Annotated in this window: 14 protein-coding genes and 1 pseudogene; 7 read left to right on the top strand and 8 right to left on the bottom strand. The window is 60.2% G+C overall.

Going from position 1 to position 14936, the window contains the following annotated elements; translation table 11 throughout:
• Nucleotides 1–7 precede the first annotated feature (7 nt).
• Genes AC07VF_RS08155 through AC07VF_RS08140 form a run of 4 tightly spaced genes read left to right on the top strand, consistent with a single transcriptional unit; the run spans nt 8 to nt 3553 of the window.
• Nucleotides 8–1177: an ABC transporter permease gene (locus tag AC07VF_RS08155; protein WP_495008288.1), complete on the top strand. Its 1170-nt coding sequence runs from the start codon at nt 8–10 to the stop codon at nt 1175–1177.
• Nucleotides 1174–1980 carry an ABC transporter ATP-binding protein gene (locus AC07VF_RS08150; RefSeq protein ID WP_423572130.1) on the top strand — a complete coding sequence of 269 codons (807 nt, stop codon included), beginning with the start codon at nt 1174–1176 and terminating at the stop codon, nt 1978–1980. The genes AC07VF_RS08155 and AC07VF_RS08150 overlap by 4 nt, the downstream gene beginning before the upstream one ends.
• On the top strand, nt 1980–2918 hold the full coding sequence (locus AC07VF_RS08145; protein WP_192174478.1) for an MlaD family protein: 939 nt from the start codon (nt 1980–1982) through the stop codon (nt 2916–2918). The genes AC07VF_RS08150 and AC07VF_RS08145 overlap by 1 nt, the downstream gene beginning before the upstream one ends.
• Nucleotides 2915–3553, top strand: a complete 639-nt coding sequence (locus AC07VF_RS08140) for an ABC-type transport auxiliary lipoprotein family protein (protein ID WP_495008289.1) — start codon at nt 2915–2917, stop codon at nt 3551–3553. The genes AC07VF_RS08145 and AC07VF_RS08140 overlap by 4 nt, the downstream gene beginning before the upstream one ends.
• Here the strand turns inward: AC07VF_RS08140 and AC07VF_RS08135 are convergent.
• From AC07VF_RS08135 to AC07VF_RS08110, 6 genes are all read right to left on the bottom strand, one after another.
• Nucleotides 3526–4764: a nucleoside recognition domain-containing protein gene (locus AC07VF_RS08135; RefSeq protein ID WP_192174455.1), complete on the bottom strand. Its 1239-nt coding sequence runs from the start codon at nt 4762–4764 to the stop codon at nt 3526–3528. The two genes, AC07VF_RS08140 and AC07VF_RS08135, sit on opposite strands and share 28 nt — an antisense overlap.
• A gap of 97 nt (nt 4765–4861) precedes the next feature.
• Nucleotides 4862–6193, bottom strand: coding sequence for a glutamate/aspartate:proton symporter GltP (gltP, locus tag AC07VF_RS08130; protein ID WP_346631481.1), 1332 nt, complete (start codon nt 6191–6193; stop codon nt 4862–4864).
• A gap of 699 nt (nt 6194–6892) precedes the next feature.
• Complete coding sequence (locus AC07VF_RS08125; RefSeq protein WP_495008290.1) at nt 6893–7360, bottom strand: inhibitor of vertebrate lysozyme family protein; 468 nt, start codon at nt 7358–7360, stop codon at nt 6893–6895.
• A 2-nt stretch (nt 7361–7362) separates the two neighbouring features.
• Nucleotides 7363–7527 carry a DUF1328 domain-containing protein gene (locus tag AC07VF_RS08120; protein WP_002555679.1) on the bottom strand — a complete coding sequence of 55 codons (165 nt, stop codon included), beginning with the start codon at nt 7525–7527 and terminating at the stop codon, nt 7363–7365.
• An 89-nt stretch (nt 7528–7616) separates the two neighbouring features.
• A complete protein-coding gene (locus AC07VF_RS08115; protein ID WP_495008291.1) occupies nt 7617–7901 on the bottom strand; it encodes a hypothetical protein in 285 nt (94 codons plus the stop codon).
• A gap of 272 nt (nt 7902–8173) precedes the next feature.
• Nucleotides 8174–9028: a BON domain-containing protein gene (locus tag AC07VF_RS08110; protein ID WP_192174451.1), complete on the bottom strand. Its 855-nt coding sequence runs from the start codon at nt 9026–9028 to the stop codon at nt 8174–8176.
• A gap of 256 nt (nt 9029–9284) precedes the next feature.
• Here AC07VF_RS08110 and algB point away from each other — a divergent pair, with 256 nt between their 5' ends.
• From algB to AC07VF_RS08095, 3 genes and pseudogenes are all read left to right on the top strand, one after another.
• Nucleotides 9285–10631 carry a sigma-54-dependent response regulator transcription factor AlgB gene (algB, locus tag AC07VF_RS08105; protein ID WP_192174450.1) on the top strand — a complete coding sequence of 449 codons (1347 nt, stop codon included), beginning with the start codon at nt 9285–9287 and terminating at the stop codon, nt 10629–10631.
• Between the two features lie 10 nt (nt 10632–10641).
• Nucleotides 10642–12043 (top strand): annotated as a pseudogene (locus AC07VF_RS08100) (KinB sensor domain-containing domain); the annotation flags it as partial.
• Between the two features lie 20 nt (nt 12044–12063).
• Nucleotides 12064–12429, top strand: coding sequence for a sensor histidine kinase (locus AC07VF_RS08095; protein ID WP_407073261.1), 366 nt, complete (start codon nt 12064–12066; stop codon nt 12427–12429).
• A gap of 15 nt (nt 12430–12444) precedes the next feature.
• Here AC07VF_RS08095 and AC07VF_RS08090 read toward each other — a convergent pair whose 3' ends face one another.
• A complete protein-coding gene (locus AC07VF_RS08090; protein ID WP_495008292.1) occupies nt 12445–14064 on the bottom strand; it encodes an EAL domain-containing protein in 1620 nt (539 codons plus the stop codon).
• A gap of 94 nt (nt 14065–14158) precedes the next feature.
• The gene (locus tag AC07VF_RS08085) at nt 14159–14935 is read right to left on the bottom strand and encodes an N-acetylmuramoyl-L-alanine amidase (protein WP_495008293.1); all 777 of its coding nucleotides are present in this window, start codon (nt 14933–14935) and stop codon (nt 14159–14161) included.
• Between the last annotated feature and the right edge of the window lies 1 nt (nt 14936).

The following is a 14936-nucleotide window of genomic DNA, read 5'->3' as shown; positions in this document are numbered from 1 at the left end:
CGTCGCTATGACCCCATTGACCACGCAGGCTTCCTCCGCGCCCAAGGTTCCAGGACGCGTCTTACTGGACACTTCGATCAATCCCGTGCAACTGCGGATTGCCGGAGACTGGACGCTTGCCCATTACCGCGAACTCAAGCGCCAGACCGATGCGCTGAGCGCCGGATTCAGTCCAGCCACCCTCGTGGACATGGACGAACTCGGCGCCCTCGATACCGCCGGTGCGTCGCTGCTCGTGGAACTGCTCGGCGTACAGCGCCTGCGCCTACTGGCCGTGCAAGCGCCCAACCTGCCGGAATCCAGCCGCGCGCTGATGCAGACCATCCAGAGCGCACTGGCAGACTATTGCCAGCCAGTCCGAGAGCCCGAGGCGGCCGTGGGCATGCAGCTGCTGTCGCGAATTGGCTCGGCAGTGGAGGTGATCTGGAAGGACACGCTGCAGCTGCTCGGCTTCATCGGTCTCATCCTGCAGACCTTCGCGTCCACCCTGTTTCGCCCCAAACGCTGGCGCACCACGTCCGTCATCGCCCACATCGAGCAAATCGGCCTGGACGCCGCGCCCATTGTGGCGCTGCTGACGTTCATGGTTGGCGCGGTGGTAGCCTTTCTCGGCGCCACGGTGCTGAAAGCTTTTGGCGCGACGATTTTCACCGTTGACCTGATCGGCTTCTCGTTCCTGCGGGAATTCGCCGTGCTGTTGACCGCCATCCTGCTGGCCGGTCGCACGGCCAGCGCCTTCACTGCGCAGATCGGCTCGATGAAAGCCAACGAAGAGCTGGATGCGCTGCAAACCTTGGGACTGAGTCCTACAGAGCTGCTGGTATTGCCCCGCGTGATCGCGTTGCTTATCTCGCTGCCCATGCTGACCTTTCTCGCGATGATCTGCGGCATCGTCGGTGGCGGCGTGGTCTGCGCTCTGTCGCTGGGCATCTCGCCGGCGATGTTTCTGTCGTTGATGCAGGCTGACATCGGCGTGCAGCACTTTCTCGTCGGCATCGCCAAGGCGCCCATTTTTGCGTTCTTCATCGCAGCGATCGGTTGCCTGGAAGGCTTCAAGGTCGAGGGCAGCGCTGAATCCGTCGGGGCTCACACGACATCGAGCGTGGTGCAGTCCATTTTTGTGGTCATCGTGCTGGACGCACTGGTGGCAATGTTCTGCATGGAGATTGGCTGGTGACCCGACGCTGCGTACAACCCGTCGAGACGGTGATTGAGGTCCGCGGCTTGAGCAATCGATTCGGCCCGCAGGTGGTGCACGAGAACCTCGATCTGGACCTGTATCGCGGGGAAATCCTCGGCGTGGTGGGCGGCTCCGGCGCAGGCAAATCTGTGTTGCTGCGCAGCATTGTCGGGCTGCAAAGGCCTGCCGCAGGAAGCGTCCGCGTCTTGGGTCAGGATTTGCTGAATCTGTCCGACAAAGCGCGCTCCCAGGTTGAACGACGTTTCGGGGTGCTGTTTCAGAAGGGCGCGCTGTTCTCCTCGCTGACCATCACGGAGAACGTCGCGCTACCGCTGATCGAACACGCCGGCCTGAGCCGCGAGGAAGCAGAGCATCTGGCCGGGATCAAAATGGCGCTGGCCGGGCTGCCGCTGTCGGCGGCGCACAAATACCCTGCGTCGCTCTCTGGCGGCATGATCAAGCGCGCGGCGCTGGCACGAGCGCTGGCGCTGGATCCGGACATCCTGTTTCTGGACGAACCCACTGCCGGGCTCGATCCGATAGGCGCCGGCGCCTTCGATCAGTTGATTCTGACCCTGCGCGACGCCTTGGGGCTGAGCGTGTTCATGGTCACCCATGACCTCGACACGCTTTATACAATCACCGACCGCGTTGCCGTGCTGGCGCAGGAGCGCGTGCTGGTTGCGGACACCATCGACAGGGTGTCGGCGACCAAGGACGCCTGGATTCACGAATACTTTCATGGCCCGCGCGGCCGCTCGGCCTATTCGGCGGCCACCCACCCACACGAGGTCTCATGATGGAAACCCGCGCCCATCACGTTCTGATCGGCCTGTTCACGGTCATCGTGGTCGCTGCCGCGCTGCTGTTCGGTCTGTGGCTCGCAAAGTCCAGCGTCGACTCGGCGTTCAAGGACTATCAGGTTGTCTTCAACGAAGCGGTGACGGGGCTGTCTCGCGGCAGTCCGGTGCAGTACAGCGGGATCAAGGTGGGTGACGTCGTGCAGCTGCGCCTCGATCCCCAGGACCCTCGCCGCGTGCTGGCGCAAATCCGTGTGGCCGGTGAAACCCCGATCAAGCGCGACACCTTCGCCAAACTGGCACTGGCCGGCATCACGGGTACATCGCTTATTCAGCTCAGCGGCGGCACACCGCAAAGCGAGGCGCTGAAAGGCGAGGGCGGCAACCTGCCAGTGATCATCGCCTCGCCGTCGCCCATTTCGCGGCTGCTGAACGACAGCGATGATTTGCTGAGCGGCAGCACCGCATTGCTGCACAACGCCAACGCGATGTTTTCTTCCGAGAACGTGGAGACGCTGTCACGCACCTTGCAGCATCTGGAGCAAACCACCGGGGCCATCTCCGATCAGCGCGACGACATTCGTCAGGCCTTGAAGCAGATGACGCTGCTGAGCAAGCAGGCCGGCGCGACGCTGGAGCAGACCTCTACGCTGATGCGCAACGCCAACCAGCTGCTGACCAGCGACGGCAGGCAAACCATCGCCAGTGCGCAGCAGGCGATGAAATCCCTCGAACAGAGCAGCCAGACCATCAATGCGCTGCTCAAGAACAACCAGAATTCGGTGAACGATGGCCTGCAAGGGCTGGGCGAACTGGGCCCGGCGATTCGCGAGCTGCGTGAAACCCTCAGCTCATTGAAAACCATCTCGCGCAGCCTGAACGCCAACCCGAGCGGCTATTTGCTGGGCAGTGAAAAGAATAAGGAGTTCGAGCCATGAGGCGTGTCGGTCAGTCCATTAATCGACTGTTGTTGGCGGTAACCCTGTTGTCCCTCGGCGCCTGTTCGATCCTTCCCGAGCAGGCGCCGTCAGACGTCTACCGTTTGCCGACGGCATCGCCCGCCAGCAAAGGGGCGGCGCCGGTGGCGTGGTCGTTGCGGGTGGTGCGGCCCAAATCCAGCGAGACACTGGACAGCCCCCGCATCGCCGTCATCCCTCAGGGCAATGTCATCAGCAGCTACAAGGGCGCGCGCTGGAGTGATCCAGCGCCGGTGCTGCTGCGCAACCGCCTGACCGATGCTTTCTACCGTGACGGGCGAGTGCAGTCGATCAGCACCGACGACAGTAATCTGCAGGCTGATTTTGAATTGGGCGGGGAGCTGCAGGCGTTTCAGAGCGAGTATCGCGGGGCCGCCATTGAAGTGGTGATTCGCCTGGATGCGCGGCTCGCTGATGATCGCCAGCGGATTGTGGCGAACCGGCGCTTCGAAGTGCATCAGCCAGTGGCCGACAAGCAGGTGTCAGCGGTGGTCTCGGCATTCGGTCAGGCCAGCGATACGCTGGCCGCCCAAATGTTGCAATGGACTGTCGAGCAGGGTGAAAAGCGTTACACCGTCGCGCCGAAGAACCAGTAGCAGACGGCGATCGCGGCGACCACACCGGCGAATTCCGCCAGCAGCGCGCAGCCCACTGCGTGTCGCGCGCGCTGAATGCCCACGGCGCCAAAGTACACCGCCAGCACGTAGAACGTAGTTTCGGTGCTACCTTGAATCGTCGCCGCGACGAGGGCCGGGAAGCTGTCGACGCCCTGGGTTTTCATGGTTTCGATCAGCATCGCCCGCGCAGCGCTGCCGGAGAACGGCTTGACCAGCGCCGTCGGCAGCGCATCAACGAAGCGCGTGTCCAGGCCGACCCACTGAATCCCGTGACGAATGCCTTCGAGGATCAGATCCAGCGCGCCCGACGCTCGCAGTACCCCAACAGCGCAGAGCATTGCGACCAGATACGGCAACAGGTTCTTGGCAACGTCGAAGCCTTCTTTCGCGCCCTCGACGAAGGTTTCGTACACCTTGACCTTGCGCAGCGCGCCAACCACCAAGAACAGCATGATGATGCCGAACAGCGTCACGTTGCCCAGCACCGACGAGAGGCTCGACAGCGCAGCAGCGGACAGCCCGGCCAGTACCGCCATGAAGCCGCCCAGCAGCAACGCGCCGGGAATCAGGTAAGCGAGCACCACCGGGTCCCATAATTTGAGGCGCTGCATAAAGGCCACCGACAGCAGTCCGACCAGCGTCGAGGCGCTGGTGGCGAGCAGGATCGGCAGAAAGACCATGGTGGGATCGGCGGCGCCTTGCTGGGCGCGATACATGAAGATGGTCACCGGCAGCAGCGTCAGCGAAGAGGCGTTGAGCACCAGAAAGAGGATCTGCGCGTTGCTGGCGATGGTCTGGCTGGGGTTGAGCTCTTGCAGTGAGCGCATGGCTTTGAGACCGATGGGTGTGGCGGCGTTGTCCAGACCCAGCGCGTTGGCGGCGAAGTTGAGGGTGATCAAGCCTAACGCCGGGTGGCCGCGCGGCACTTCAGGCATCAGGCGATGAAACAGCGGCGCCAGGACTTTGCCCAGCCAGTCAACGATACCCGCCTTTTCGGCAATGTTGAGAAAGCCCAGCCACAGGGTCAGGGTGCCGAACAACAGCACCATGACTTCCACCGACAGCTTGGCCATGGCGAAGATGCTCTCGACCATGGCGGCAAAAACGCCAGCGTTGCCCCCGACCAGCCACTGCGCCAGCGCAGAAATCGCCGCGACCACAAAAAACCCAAGCCATAGGCCGTTCAGCATACAAATCCCCTCGCAAGATGCGGCGATGATAACGGCGGGGGCAGAAACAACAAACCCCGGCCGGGGCCAGGGTTTGCTGATTTACGCCAGACAGTGATTACTCCACCGTCGATTGACCCGTCGGCAGAGGGTCCTTGCCGCGCCAGTGCGGCAGGGAGTTCCAGTAGCGCTCGCCCTTGGCGTCGTCGTACATGCCTTCCCAGCGCGAGATCACCAACACCGCCAGTGCGTTGCCGATCACGTTCAGCGCGGTGCGCGCCATGTCCATGATGCGGTCGACGCCGGCAATGAACGCCAGGCCTTCCAGCGGAATGCCCACGCTGCCCAAGGTTGCCAGCAGCACGACAAACGATACGCCCGGTACACCGGCAATGCCCTTGGACGTCACCATCAGGGTCAGGACCAACATCAACTGCTGGCCGATTGACAGATCAATGCCATACAGCTGCGCGATGAACAGCGCCGCGATGCTTTGGTACAGCGTCGAGCCGTCGAGGTTGAACGAGTAACCGGTCGGCACCACGAAGCTGCTGATGGCCTTGGGCGCCCCGTACGCTTCCATCTTCTCGATCACGCGCGGCAGCACGGTCTCGGAGCTGGCGGTGGAATAGGCGAGCACCAATTCATCTTTGAAGATGCGCATCAGCTTGAGCACCGAAAAGCCAAACAGGCGCGCAATCAGGCCCAGCACCACAAAGGCAAAGAAGGCGATGGCGACGTAAACCAGAATCACCAGCTTGGCCAATGGCAGCAACGAGGCAAAGCCAAAGTTGGCGACTGTCACGGCGATCAGCGCGAACACGCCAATCGGCGCGTAATTCATGATCATGTGGGTGACCTTGAACATGGTCTCCGACACGCCCTGGAAGACCTTAACCAGTGGATCACGCACTTCCGCATTCAGGCTCGACAGGCCCAGCCCGAAGAACACCGAGAAGAAGATGATCGGCAGCATGTCGCCACGGGCGACCGCCGCGAAGATGTTCGACGGGATGAGATTGAGGATCGTCGCGACGAAGGCATGGTCATGCTGCACTTCGGAGGTGGTCTTCTCGTACTGCGAGATATCCACCGTGCCCAGCGTGCTCATGTCGATGCCGGTGCCGGGATGAAAGACATTGGCCAGCAGCAGACCCACAACGATGGCGATCGTGGTGACGGCTTCAAAATAGAGAATGGTCTTCAGGCCGATGCGGCCAAGCTTCTTGGCGTCCCCAACGCCCGCAATGCCTACGACCAGAGAGGAGATCACAATCGGGATAACGATCATTTTGATCAGGCGGATAAAGATGTCGCCCGCCGGCTGCAGGATGTTGCTGATCCACCAGGCCTTCTCGGTGCTGAAGTGGTTCAGGACGGCGCCGATGGTGATACCCAGGACCAGGCCGATGAGGATCTGCCAGGCGAGGCTCAGTTTTGCCTTCTTCATGTCATTACCTTGTTGTCATTGCCGGGACATCCCCCAACCACACGTTCATCATTGCGCTTGCCAGCAAGCGCGACGCCGCGGTCGCCGTCAGGACTGTCTCGTAAGTGGCCGCAGGCGAGCATCCGAGCTCTGAGCAGGCGAAAAAGGCGCAACTATTCCCACGGTGACTGTCATCGTCTAATGCCGTAAATGACTACCCCATGCCGAATCGGCATGATGAAAATCAATCACTTACGTTGCAGTGCGCCAAAAGAGGGCGAACGTAGTTGACTGGAGAATGCTGAGAAGTGGCTAAAACGTCGCCTGTAGCCGATTTACGCGAGGCGTGGTGGCAATATGACAGATTGGTCAAAGGTGGCCGACAAGCCATTTAAGCGGGGGATTTTTGGCGATATACGGTCGTAGGAAACGTAGAAGCAGCTCTGTAGGACTCTTGAAGACCGGAGACCTTTGAGGGAATAGAGGGTATTTGCGCCTCACAAGTCCACTGTCGGATAAAGGCTAAAACCGTATCGGACGATGGACTTGCGTTGCGGCTTGCCTGACCCGGCCCACGTGTGGGAGTACTCCTTGTACACCTAGGACGCTTCAATCACTCCGTTGATCGTAACGCCCCGGCCCCTTGGTCATACGCGCACCGTCTTCGGGCTGCGCGCCTATCAGGAAGGTCTGTCAGGGACAGGTCTCCCCTCATTCAAATCAGTACCAGTTCGGGTCTTTCTTGAGCTGCTCTTTCAGAAGGCCTTGCATGCCTTCGTCCGGTTTGCCCAAAAACCGGTAATCCGCATGACGCGTCGGCGATTTGTCTGCGGGAAGTCCCGCCGGCACTTCGACCAACATGGCGTAAGCATGGGATTTGTCGAGACTGAACGCGACGATGAGACGCTTGTTGCGGCAAGTGTCATGGGTTTCGCAGAGCGGCCCTACCAGATACTTGTCACCGTCTTCGGTCACGGCGTTCATTTGCTCCGCGGCACCAGAGAGATTGATCACCCAGTCGGGCAGTCGCTCTTCCTTCTTCACGACGCTCGACCACGTCTCGCGGTACTCGGGATTGGAGCTCAAAAGCTCGTTCGCCCGAGACTGACCGTCGTTGGCCGCCATAGCTGTAACGCTGGCGCTCCCAAGGAGCGCCAATGTCAGTGCATGGAAATGCTTGAAGCCCATATTCAGCCTCGGCCGCGACGGCCAAAGAAGAACGACACCACGAACATGACCAGGAAGACCACGAACAGGATCTTGGCAATGCCGGTAGCAGTACCTGCGATACCACCAAAACCAAGGACGGCTGCAACGATAGCGATGATCAGAAATGTGATTGCCCAACTCAACATGGTGAATCTCCTTACTGTTTATTGATTTTTTTGCTACGTCGAGGCGTCGGAATGACCCTCGGGGTAGATCGCGTCTTCGACCCGGAAGTTCAGAAAACCCAGCTTTGCTGACGTGGCGCTTCATCAGGGGTAGCGGCCGCGTCATCAACTTGCATGCTCAGGGCGACATCCGAGGCTCTCAGCGCACTTGCCTTGGCAAACGGTACGGTGTGGGCATGGGAGTAGTGGACCTGAGTCACTTCCTGCTTCTGATTCCAGTGATTGAACTGCTGCACAGCAATGAGCGTGATCATCAGCGCCAGACTGGCAAACAAAACCTGCTGCAAATGCAGAGGTGAGATACGCAGTTTGTTGGCGAGATGTTGAGCGTTCATTCAGCGGACTCCTGGCAATCTTGTCGGCCGTCTGTTCGGGCCTTTGTTACCAAGGGTATTGCACGCTGTGTGCCAGCTTTCTGAAGGCCAATAAAACTTTATAAATCAATAACTTATAACTACCAACCGGAAGCGTCTTACGCGCAAGCTGCACGATTGAACATTTGCCATCGTGCGGAATGCACGAACCGCCTGACACCACGTTGGCGGCCGAATTCATTCAGGATGTAATTTCTAATCTCAGAACCGTCATTAGACCGCCGTGTAACGCTCTAGCCTGCGCTGCGCGCCGTGACGCGCAGGGTGTCGGCATCGACGCCTTTAACCCCGCGAATGTTGCGCGCGATTTCGACCGCGAGTTCCTTCTCGGCGTAATTGGCCACCACACCGTCCAGCGTGACTACTCCGTTTTTGGTCTCAACCTTGATGTTCAAGCCATCGAGGGTGCGGCTATATATAAGGCTGGATTTCACCTTGCTGGTGATCCATGCATCGCTGAATTCCTCGCGAACGGCGTTGGCCTGGAGTTCGCTCTGCTCTTTGATGGCCTGGGTATCTCGCGCACTGACGCTGATGAGGTTGTTCACCTCCGTCACGCCGTCCGTATTGGTGGCCAGGCTTCCGGCCAGCTGCTTGGCATCTGCGTCTTTCGCCTGTCCCTTTAGGGTGACGACACCCTGAGCAGCGCTGACATCGATATTCAATGCCTCGGTCACGCTGTTCCAAAGCAGCTTGGATTTGATGGTTGCTATCAGCGTTGCGTCGTCGAAACGCTGGGCCATGGTGGCTTTGGTGCCCGGATCGGCCGCGACCTGCGGATCGATCTCAAGCTGATTATCGACCTTGTTGATGCCCTGAATGTCGCCCGCTATCTGCGCGGCAAGATCCTTGTCGACCTGGTTTTCGACCTTGCCTTTGAGGATTGCCGTGCCCTGTTCCACATCCACGCTGATCTTGAAGGGACTCAAATGCCGGTTCAGGGCAAAGGCGGTCCAGATCGAGCCCTCTTGGCGCGCTTCGGCCAGTTGGGTCGGCAGATCGGCGGCTGCGGCGTGAGCGATGACGGGCGTCAGTCCGAGCAGGCTGGCGGTAGTGATGGCCAGGGCGATCTTCTTCAACGGGGGCATGGGAATCTCCAGACAATTGCAAAAGGTACCTCTGGACAGACTGGTCTTTCGCCCAGATGTTCGGCGCGGCCTGATTTTGCCCACATGGAGATTCGGGGCAACGGTAATCCCACGTGCCCTGCCATGGATCAGCGCATAACGGCTTTTTTCAGAAGATCGCTACCATGCAGCGTAAAGAATCAATCAGAATGAACCATGCAACTTGCCCGATCTTTCCGGGACTAACACAGACTATTCACTGAGGAGCGTAGGAAAAATGGAAGCAGCCGCTGAGAATCAGGGCCGTATTCTGCTCGTGGATGATGAATCCGCCATCCTTCGCACCTTCCGTTATTGCCTGGAAGACGAGGGCTACAGCGTAGCCACCGCCAACAGCGCGGCGCAGGCGGAATCGCTGCTGCAGCGTCAGGTATTCGATGTGTGCTTCCTCGACCTGCGTCTGGGCGAGGACAACGGGCTGGACGTTTTGGCGCAAATGCGCGTGCAGGCGCCCTGGATGCGCGTGGTGATAGTGACTGCGCACTCAGCGGTCGACACCGCCGTGGATGCGATACAGGCCGGCGCTGCCGATTACCTGGTCAAACCCTGCAGCCCGGATCAACTGCGCCTCGCCACTGCCAAGCAGCTTGAAGTCCGCCAGTTGTCCGCGCGACTCGAAGCGCTGGAAGGCGAAGTACGCAAACCGAAGGACGGCCTTGATTCACACAGCCCGTCGATGATGGCGATCCTCGAAACCGCCCGCCAGGTCGCCAACACTGACGCGAACATTCTTATCCTCGGCGAATCCGGTACGGGTAAAGGTGAGTTGGCGCGGGCGATTCACGGCTGGAGCAAGCGCGCCAAGAAGGCCTGCGTGACCATCAACTGTCCATCGCTCACTGCCGAATTGATGGAAAGCGAACTGTTCGGCCACAGCCGTGGCGCCTTCACCGGCGCCAGCGAAAGCACCCTCGGTCGAGTGAATCAGGCGGACGGCGGCACGTTGTTCCTTGATGAAATCGGCGACTTCCCGCTCACGTTGCAACCGAAACTGCTGCGCTTCATTCAGGACAAGGAATACGAACGCGTCGGTGACCCCGTCACCCGTCGTGCCGACGTGCGCATCCTGGCGGCGACCAACCTGAACCTCGAAGACATGGTCCGCGAAGGGCGTTTCCGCGAGGACCTGTTGTATCGCCTGAACGTGATCACCCTGAACCTGCCGCCGCTGCGCGAACGAAGCGAAGACATCCTGACGCTGGCGGACCGCTTTCTGGCGCGCTTCGTCAAGGAATACAGCCGCCCGGCGCGTGGCTTCAGCGAACAGGCGCGCAGTGCGCTGCTCAACTACCGCTGGCCCGGCAACATCCGAGAGCTGCGTAACGTGATCGAGCGGGCGAGCATTATCTGCCCACAGGAAAAAGTCGAAATTACGCATCTGGGCATGGCCGAACAACCGGTCAACAATGCCCCGCGTGTCGGCGCAGCGTTGAGCCTGGATGAGCTGGAGAAAGCCCACATCGGCGCAGTACTGGCCACCAGCGATACGCTGGATCAGGCCGCGCGCACGCTGGGCATCGACGCCTCGACGCTGTACCGAAAACGCAAGCAGTACAACCTGTGACAGGGCGCCGATGATGTTTGCGATGAAGTTGCGCACCCGACTCTTCCTGAGTATTTCCGCCCTTATCACCGTTGCCCTGCTGGGCTTGGTGCTGGGGCTCGTCAGCGTCATGCAGATGGCCAAATCTCAGGAATCATCAATTCGGCACAACTTCATCACCCTCGATATCGGCCTGAAGCTGCGACAGAACCTGGGCGACCAATTGGTCTTGATGCTCCAGGACAACCCCGATCAAGCGGCGATCAAGCGCAATCAGGAGGAGTTCCAGAACCTGCTCGATCAGGGCATTGATCATGATCAGCAGACCGGCGTTCCCAGCGGATTCGAAGCGGCACGGGTGAACTACGCCCGCTTCGTCAAAACCATTGAGCAATCCAGCGAACATGGTGACGCGATCCGCGACGATGAGGCCGTGACAGAGGCGTTCAACACGTTGCGTAACGGCTTGCTCGACGCCCATCGTCAGGCGCTTGAGAACATCAGCCAGGCTGAAACCGCGTCGAGATCGCGAGCGCTCTGGGTTTCCGCGCTGCTGGGACTGGTGGGGCTGGCGGTGCTGGTTATCGGCTTCGTCACCGCCCACGGCATCGCCCGGCGTTTCGGCGGCCCCATCGAGCAGCTGGCCAAGGCGGCGGACCGGATTGCCCAAGGGGATTTCGACGTTACGCTGCCCACATCCTCGTCGGATGAAATGAATCTGCTGACTCACCGTTTCGGCATGATGGCCGACGCATTGCGCCAGCATCAGAAAACCAATGTCGATGAACTGCTCGCCGGCCAACAGCGCTTGCAGGCGGTGCTGGACAGCATTGACGACGGTTTGCTGATGATTGATCGACAAGGGCGGCTTGAGCACCTGAACCCGGTCGCGCAACGACAGTTGGGCTGGGAAGAAAGTCGCTTGGGCCAAGGGCTCGGCGAAGCGTTGCAACGCCCGGAACTGGACGAGCAGCTGTATCTGGTGTTGCGCGGCGGCACGCTGGAACGGGCACCCGATGACCTTTCCATCGAGATCGACGGTGAAGTCCGCCTGCTGACCTACAGCCTCACGCCGGTCAGCCACACCAAAGGGCACATCGTCGGCGCCGTGATGGTGCTGCACGACGTCACCGAGCAGCGGGCATTCGAACGGGTACGCAGCGAGTTCGTGCTGCGCGCTTCCCACGAGTTGCGCACGCCTGTCACCGGCATGCACATGGCTTTCGGCCTGCTTCAGGAGCGCGTGCATTTCCCGCCGGATTCGCGAGAGAAGGACCTGCTCGACACCGTCAATGAAGAAATGCAGCGCCTGATGCAGTTGATCAACGACCTGCTCAACTTCTCGCGCTACCAGAACGGCCTGCAGAAGCTGACGCTCGAGCCCTGTGACATCAACGAATTACTCGAAGCGGCGCGTCAGCGCTTTGCCGATACCGCCCACGATCAGGACGTCATGGTGCTGCTGGAAACCCAGGAGCCACTGCCGCGGGTACAGGCGGACAAGGCGCAGCTGGACCGCGTGCTCGACAACCTGCTTGATAACGCTTTGCGCCATACCCCGAAATCCGGCCTGATCCGCTTGCAGGCGCGGCGTCATGGCGAGCGGTTGATCATCAGCGTGGAAGACAACGGCGAGGGCATTGCCTACGGCCAGCAAGCCCGAATCTTCGAGCCTTTCGTTCAGGTTGGACGCAAGAAAGGTGGGGCAGGCCTGGGGCTGGCCCTGTGCAAGGAAATCGTTCAGTTGCACGGCGGGCGAATGGGCGTGTATTCCCGACCTGGGCAGGGTACGCAGTTCTACATGGCGCTGCCGCTCTAGACCGGCATTGCTGCGCTACGCCACATCATCCGCACGCCGCCCGGCGCTGCGTCTGCCGCCGGTCACCAGTTCAGTGAACTTGGTCGCGCTCAGGGGCCGGGCGAACAGCCAGCCCTGGCCATACATCACCCCTTCGCTTTTCAGCAGCATCGCCTGTGACTCGAACTCGATGCCCTCGGCGATCACCCGCAGTTGCAGCGCATGGGCCATCCGAATGATATGCGGCGCCACGCCACTGCTGGCGGCATCGTGGCCGAGGGCGTCAATAAACGCCTTGTCGATTTTCAAACAGTCCACCGGCAGCGTCTGCAGATAGGCGAGGCTGCAATAGCCGGTGCCAAAGTCATCGATCAACACCTGATGGCCCCGATCGCGCAGCGCCTGAAGATGATTGCGCGCGACTACCACGTCCACGAGACCGCGTTCGGTCACTTCAAACGCAATCTGCCGAGGCGCCACCCGGTGTAACGCCAGCAGCTTCGCCGTCACTCGGCCGATGCGTGGGGCCATGACGTCGCACGCTGCCAGATTGACTGACACGTACAGGTGCGGATTGGCGCGTAACAGATGGCCGAGCTGCTCCAGCAATTGCTGGAGCACGAAATCGGTGATCTGACGGATCTGCCCGGTGTTTTCCGCCAGCGGGATAAAAAGGTCAGGACTGGTCAACGTGCCGTCCGGTCGCCGCCAGCGCACCAACGCCTCGGCGCCCACGCACAGCCGCGTGTTGAGGTCGAAAATCGGCTGATACAAAACCTTCAGCTCTCCGCGGCGCAATGCCCCGTGCAGCTCACCGCCCAATGACTGCCGTTGACGCACCAGTTGCAGGACGAGAATGCCGATGAACAACGAAATCAACAGGCTGGCCGGGACCAGCAGCCACCACGCACCGGTGATCTTCTGTTGCAAGGCACTGCGCGGGGTAATCAGGACCAGTTGATATTCCGGGCTCTGGGTCGGCATCCGGTAGACGAGTTTGTCTTGGGTGGACATCAGCGTTTCGGTGGAGGTCGGCGACCAGTCCGGCGTGGGCGGCCATGTCTGAGGCGGGCCCAGGACCGGGACTGCCTTGGAGCCACGATCTAACACCACCACCAGGCTGCCGCCCGCCGGCAGGTCAACGACGTCAGTCAAATGGCCGCGGGAGGTGGAAACACGAAACTCCCCGCGCCCGAGCATCAGTGAAGCCAGGTTGTCGTCAGGCTGGGTGGAGGTATTCAGCCAGTAATCATAAGTGGGGCCGCGAATGTCCGGCGGCCTGGGCTTGCCAATCAGGCTCTGCCGCGTCCAGCTTGAACAGAACTGACTTTCGCTGACGTACGCCACTTCGTAGATAAAACGGTAGCGCGAGTTCACCTGACGTAACTGCTCGATCATTGCGGGGCTGCAACCGCGCAACGGCTGCGCTTCAAGTTGATCGAGCCCGGCCCTCAACTGACCGAATAATTGCTCCAATCGCACCAGAAAGCGCTCGCCCTGTGCATTCATTTGGGCACGTTCGTCCTGCCGGGCCTGATGCATCGCCAGCCCGAAGCTGCCCGCCAGCAAGACGGCCGCGCTTAACAGCGCGGCCACTAATGCCAGAAGCCAGGGACGATAAAGTAAAGAGCGCAGTCGCGGCGTCGCCGTGAACATCGGCAGTCATCCAGATGGTGGTATTTCCATAACCACTGAGGTATAGCAACAAGCGCAGAAATAGTCCGAAAAAAAAACCGGCGATTAGCGGAATTTATTGCCTGAAGTTAAGTACTTGCAGCATAGCTGCACTTTGCAGATCCGGCTCACCGTCAAATTTTTGTGGTCGGTAGTGCATCTGAAACGCAGCCAGCGTGTGACGTGTTGCGATGTCCAGCTCACCGGTCTGCGGCGTCGGGTAACCCAGCAGCGCCAGTTGCTGCTGGAACCACACGATATTTGGCACGACGCCCATCAACTGGGTTTGACGCTGTGCGACCTGCTGTTCATCCGGCCAGATGCCCAGGCCTTCCTGGGCCAGCCGCTTCCACGGGAACAACGGTCCCGGATCGAGCTTGCGCAACGGCGCGATGTCGCTGTGACCAATGACGTGACGGGGTTCGATGTGGTTGCGTTTAACGATGTCTTTGAGCAGAACGATCAGCGCCTGAATCTGCGCTTCGCTGTAAGGATACCAAAGCCGACCCGTAGGCGTGTCGCGATAGCCCGGATTGACGATCTCGATGCCGATGCTGCTTGAGTTGAGCCAGGTGCGTCCGTCCCATTCGCTTTCACCGGCGTGCCATGCGCGCTGGGATTCGTCGACCAGCTTGTAGGTGGTGGCCGGACCGTCGCCGATCAGGTAGTGCGCGCTGACCTCACCGTGGGTCAGCAAGGCCAGTGACCGGTCGAGGGAAGCAGAGGTGTAATGAACCACCACGAACTGCACGCGGCTGTCGAAATTGACGGAAGGGTGGCTGGTGTCGATATTCGGACCGCTGCTGCAAGCGGTCAGCAGCAACAACAGAAACAGGGCGGAAATAGACTTCATG

The organism is Pseudomonas sp. GW821-FHT02H06 (assembly GCF_059421525.1).
Note: the sequence above shows the minus strand (reverse complement) of the source record. Positions and strands in the feature narration are given on the sequence as shown.

What these genes read in the sequence shown, in the direction of transcription:
- AC07VF_RS08135 (WP_192174455.1), bottom strand. Translation starts at nt 4,764, where the DNA reads ATGCTGAACGGCCTATGGCTTGGGTTTTTTGTGGTCGCGGCGATTTCT.
- AC07VF_RS08085 (WP_495008293.1), bottom strand. Translation starts at nt 14,935, where the DNA reads ATGAAGTCTATTTCCGCCCTGTTTCTGTTGTTGCTGCTGACCGCTTGC.
- gltP (WP_346631481.1), bottom strand. Translation starts at nt 6,193, where the DNA reads ATGAAGAAGGCAAAACTGAGCCTCGCCTGGCAGATCCTCATCGGCCTG.
- AC07VF_RS08090 (WP_495008292.1), bottom strand. Translation starts at nt 14,064, where the DNA reads ATGTTCACGGCGACGCCGCGACTGCGCTCTTTACTTTATCGTCCCTGG.
- AC07VF_RS08145 (WP_192174478.1), top strand. Translation starts at nt 1,980, where the DNA reads ATGGAAACCCGCGCCCATCACGTTCTGATCGGCCTGTTCACGGTCATC.
- AC07VF_RS08155 (WP_495008288.1), top strand. Translation starts at nt 8, where the DNA reads ATGACCCCATTGACCACGCAGGCTTCCTCCGCGCCCAAGGTTCCAGGA.
- AC07VF_RS08120 (WP_002555679.1), bottom strand. Translation starts at nt 7,527, where the DNA reads ATGTTGAGTTGGGCAATCACATTTCTGATCATCGCTATCGTTGCAGCC.
- AC07VF_RS08095 (WP_407073261.1), top strand. Translation starts at nt 12,064, where the DNA reads ATGGTGCTGCTGGAAACCCAGGAGCCACTGCCGCGGGTACAGGCGGAC.
- AC07VF_RS08125 (WP_495008290.1), bottom strand. Translation starts at nt 7,360, where the DNA reads ATGGGCTTCAAGCATTTCCATGCACTGACATTGGCGCTCCTTGGGAGC.
- AC07VF_RS08110 (WP_192174451.1), bottom strand. Translation starts at nt 9,028, where the DNA reads ATGCCCCCGTTGAAGAAGATCGCCCTGGCCATCACTACCGCCAGCCTG.
- AC07VF_RS08140 (WP_495008289.1), top strand. Translation starts at nt 2,915, where the DNA reads ATGAGGCGTGTCGGTCAGTCCATTAATCGACTGTTGTTGGCGGTAACC.
- algB (WP_192174450.1), top strand. Translation starts at nt 9,285, where the DNA reads ATGGAAGCAGCCGCTGAGAATCAGGGCCGTATTCTGCTCGTGGATGAT.
- AC07VF_RS08115 (WP_495008291.1), bottom strand. Translation starts at nt 7,901, where the DNA reads ATGAACGCTCAACATCTCGCCAACAAACTGCGTATCTCACCTCTGCAT.